Origin of the sequence: Streptomyces himastatinicus ATCC 53653 (genome assembly GCF_000158915.1) — a bacterium.
GTDB lineage: Bacteria > Actinomycetota > Actinomycetes > Streptomycetales > Streptomycetaceae > Streptomyces > Streptomyces himastatinicus.
On record NZ_GG657754.1, the window covers coordinates 2,956,459 to 2,959,863 of the forward strand.

Genomic DNA, 3,405 nt, shown 5'->3' on the forward strand with positions numbered 1-3,405 from the left:
CCGGCGCCGCGGGCTACGCCCTGTCCGCCGATGCCCGCCAGCTCCTCGACGACGGCGACCACCGCATCTACCCCCGTCCCACCCCCGGGCCCGACCGCTGGCTGCTCGCCGTCTTCTCCGTCCCCGAACAGGAGCGCGCCAAGCGCCATCTGCTCCGCTCCCGCCTCTCCCGCCTCGGCTTCGGCAGCGCCGCCCCCGGCGTCTGGATCGCCCCGGACCGCCTCTACGACGAGACCCGCCACACCCTGGAACGCCTCGGCCTCGACTCCTACGTCGACCTCTTCCGGGGCGACCACGCGGGCTTCACCCCCACCGCCGAGGCGGTCCGCCGCTGGTGGGACCTGGACGAACTCGCCGCGCTCCACCGCGCCTTCCTCACCGCCCACGAACCGGTCCTCGTCCACTGGGCCGACCACACCCCCGCCCCCGAAGCCGCCTACCGCGACTACCTCCTGGCCCTCGACTCCTGGCGCCACCTCCCCTACGCCGACCCCGGCCTCCCCTCGTCGCTGCTCCCCGACGACTGGCCCGGCGCCCGCGCCGCCGAGGTCTTCACGGCCCTCCACACCCGCCTGCGCGACGCGGCCGCGGAGCACGCCGCGGCCGTGCTGCACGGGACGACGGTGAGACCGGCCTGATGGGACTCGTAGCCCTGGGGTACTCCCTCATACCGTGGTTATGGGCCCTCGCCGCCACCTCACCGGCGACCCCCACGACAAGCCCTGAACCCAGGAGACACGGTGTTCCCCCTGCCACGAGGCGCGACCGGTTTCTCCCGGCCCGAGCACGGCCCGCTCCCGGAAACCGACGCGCGCGCCTTCCGCACCGCTCTCCACGCCGCCGCCCGCGCGGCCGGGGGCCGGGTCGGCACGGTGGAGGAGCGGACGTACCCCCGGACCTTCCACACCGCCTCGATCATCCGGCGTGACGACGAACGCGTCGTCCTGTGCCATGCCCATCACCCCTGGATCGCCTTCGCCGAGGAGCGGCGGACCTGGTACGACGACGGCTTCGCCTCCCCACCGCCCTGGTCGGGCGTCTTCCCGGCCTCGGGATTCGACGTGCTGACGGCCGAGCACCTGGGGACGCCTCTCGCCGATCTGGACACGTCAGGGTTCTCGCGAGCCGAGCGGCACCAGATCAGCTGCTTCGGGATCACCACGCTGGGCGGGGTGCTGTTCAACGCCTGGGACTGACCCGCTGGGCCATCTGCCGCATCACGTCGGCGGGGAGCCCAGGATGCCGCGCCGCCTCCTGCGCGGTGTCAGTGTCCCGAAGCAGCCGGACGAGGACGCGTGCGGGCAGCCGTGGGTGCCTGACGGCCGTACGGCGCACCCGTTCGTCCGAGTCGTCGAGCAGCCGTACCGCCGAAGCGGCCGAGAGCCGCGAGTCTTTGGCGGCCCGGCGTCGTACTTCGGCATGCGCATCCCGGCTGAATCTCTCCACCAATTCGGTCGGCGACTCGGGATCGTCCAGCGCCAGTTGCCGCATACGCGGGTTCGGGTCGTCCGCGTAGCGGAGGAGTCCTTGGCGCGGGAAGTTGGGGTGGCTGTGCGGCCGGTCGGGGTAGCTGAGGCTGCCGGTCCACCACTGCCACACCTCCAAGAGCATGTCGGCGGGCGCGTCGTCGCAGGATTCGGCGAGGAAGAGCCGTACGGCACGGTCTTCGTCCCGGGCGAGGAGTTCAACGGCCTCCGGTGGCAGGCGCTTGGCCCGGGCGACGCTTCTGCGTACGAGGGGGTGCGAAGAGGCGGCCAAGCGGCGCATGGCGTCGGGGGCGTCGTGAAGTGCCGTGACCCAGCCGAGAGCGTGGGACATGCCGTTCGGATCGTGATCGACGCGGACGTCCGCCCGTTGTTCCTCGGTGAGTTCAGGGCGTATGGATATGGCGAAACGCACGGAGGCGTCCGGGTCTCGGGCGAGGAATGCGACCAGGTCGGGGGCCAGGTACGGGTTGCAGGCGAGGGAGCGGCGCTGGGGCTCGTCGCCGTGGTGGGCCAGATGTTCGGCAAGGTCGTATTCCACGCGGCACGTTTCCAGTGCGCGATCGCCGAGGTCACCGGAGTCGAAGGTCGACCGGGACAGCGGATGGTCCTGGTGGTGCTCCAGGAGCGCCACGGTACGGACCGTGGTGGCGGGGTCGGTGAGCAGCCTCTGCCGTGCGCGGCCGTCGAGGTACGGCCAGGCCTGCGGGCAGGCCGATACCCGTACGGCCGGATCGGGGTCCAGGGCCAGGGTGATCCGCATCTTGGCGGGCAGGCCGGAGAGGTGGGCGGCCTCTTCGCGGATCCGGACCGAGGGATCCGCGGTGAGCTGCTCGTACGCGGTCTCGGTGAGCTGGGCGCGCCGGTCCGCTGCGATCGTGGTGAGGATCCACCGGTGTCTGGGGTCCGTTTCGCCGAGGATGAGGCGTGTCCACTGTTCGGCGGTGATGTTCGGCTGGGCTTCGGCCAGTAGCTCGCGCACCTTCCAGGCCGGGTGGTCAATGGCTGCGTCGACGATCGCCGTCGGCAGGCTGCGCCACAGAAGGTGATGCGAGAGGCCCAGCAAGCTTTGGTGTACGTCGTCGGGCGCGGCCCGGTTGAGTGCCAACCCGTGGGCCCACATCTCGCGCAGCGGATCCGGCGGGCCCGGAACGCGGAACAACGATGCCCAGGCGGCCTCGCGCTCCTCCGGGGTTTCCTCCGCCGCTGCGTGGGTTCCACTCGTCATGAGGCTCCATCCTGGCCGAGACCTCGAGGGCGACGAATGTCGGCCACAGATCCTAAGTCCGTTGATTTAATAAGACGGTCGTCTTACGGTGCTCTTGAGGTCCCCGACACCGGAGGAGTCCCCCCATGACTGACACCGTTCCCGACTACCCCTTTGAGCAGCCCAACGTGCTGGAGCCCCCGCGGGAGTGGGCCGAGACGCGGGCCGCGTGTCCCGTGGCGCATGTGCGGATGCCCAGTGGGGATGTGGTCGGTCTGCTGACCGGGTACGAGGAGGTGCGCGGGCTGCTGACGGATCAGCGGTTCAGCCGCAATCTCGACCGGGAGGGCGCGGCGCGCATGTCGACCACCGAGGACGGGGGCATGTTCAGTCGGCCGTCCCAGGGGCAGGTGGACAACAAGGAGGGGCCGGGGCACCGGCGGTGGCGGCGGCTGATCAGCCGGGCGTTCACGGTGAAGAAGATGGAGGCGTGGCGGCCGCGCGTGCAGGAGATGGCCGACGCGCTGGTGGACGACATGGTGGCCAAGGGGTCGCCCGCGGATCTGCGCGCGGCGCTGGCGCTTCCGCTGCCGGTGCGGGTCATCTGCGCGCTGCTGGGTGCGCCGAGCGAGGACCAGGACAAGTTCGCGCGCTGGTCGGAGGTGCTGCTGACGCTGACGCGTTACACGCAGGCCGAAGTGGACGAGGCGCAGC

The 3,405-nt window shown here is 71.2% G+C and carries 4 protein-coding genes; 3 read left to right on the top strand and 1 reads right to left on the bottom strand.

What is annotated here, in order from left to right:
- Positions 1 to 638: PaaX family transcriptional regulator (locus SSOG_RS11895; RefSeq protein ID WP_009714466.1), on the top strand; the 638-nt coding region annotated here is incomplete at its 5' end.
- Between the two features lie 102 nt (positions 639 to 740).
- Positions 741 to 1,196, top strand: coding sequence for a hypothetical protein (locus tag SSOG_RS11900; RefSeq protein WP_009714467.1), 456 nt, complete (start codon positions 741 to 743; stop codon positions 1,194 to 1,196).
- Here SSOG_RS11900 and SSOG_RS11905 read toward each other — a convergent pair.
- Positions 1,180 to 2,712 (bottom strand): hypothetical protein, encoded by a 1,533-nt coding sequence (locus SSOG_RS11905; protein WP_009714468.1) that lies wholly within the window; start codon positions 2,710 to 2,712, stop codon positions 1,180 to 1,182. The genes SSOG_RS11900 and SSOG_RS11905 overlap by 17 nt on opposite strands.
- A gap of 125 nt (positions 2,713 to 2,837) precedes the next feature.
- Here SSOG_RS11905 and SSOG_RS53480 point away from each other — a divergent pair.
- A partial coding sequence (locus tag SSOG_RS53480) for a cytochrome P450 family protein (protein WP_039937294.1) occupies positions 2,838 to 3,405 on the top strand: 568 nt, incomplete at its 3' end.